This is a genomic window from Pseudomonas sp. Lb2C2 (genome assembly GCF_052112205.1).
GTDB classification, from domain to species: domain Bacteria; phylum Pseudomonadota; class Gammaproteobacteria; order Pseudomonadales; family Pseudomonadaceae; genus Aquipseudomonas; species Aquipseudomonas kilonensis.
Window position 1 is genome coordinate 1 of the sequence record NZ_JAUTYW010000024.1, and the last position, 454, is coordinate 454.

General features: G+C 63.7%; 1 protein-coding gene. It reads right to left on the bottom strand.

Features of this window, described 5'->3' with window-relative positions; translation table 11 throughout:
• Window positions 1-454, bottom strand: a 454-nt coding sequence (locus Q7F16_RS30085; RefSeq protein WP_413211838.1) for an Ig-like domain-containing protein, incomplete at both ends; no start/stop codon positions are given.

Here is a 454-nt window from a genome sequence, read left to right on the forward strand (position 1 = left end):
CTGATCGAGCCGACCAAGCTACCGCTGGCGGTTTCACTGGTGGCACTCGGCTCGCTGCCAGTGACGGTGCCAGGGGCCAGGTCCTGGCCGTCCTGGTTCAGGTCGAGGGCTTTTTCATAGACCGTAATGTCGTGGTCGGTTTCTACGATGAGGCAGCTGTTGTGCACGTCGATGGTAACAGTGGTGGTGCTTTCATCGCCGTCGGCATCACGCACGGTGTAGGTGAACACATCGGTGGCACCCGCCGCACCGACAGCGTCGGGGTTGCTGTGGTAGACGGCGTTGCCATTGGCGTCCAGGGTCAGGTAGCCGTAGGTGCCGTTGATCTGGGTGTTCAGGCCGCCGACGGCAGGGTTCGAGGTGTCGTTGCCGGCGCGCACGCCGATCACCATGCCGCCATCCGCGCCAAGTACGTCGTTGTCCAGCACGTTGCCGTTGACCGTGCCGCCCTCCA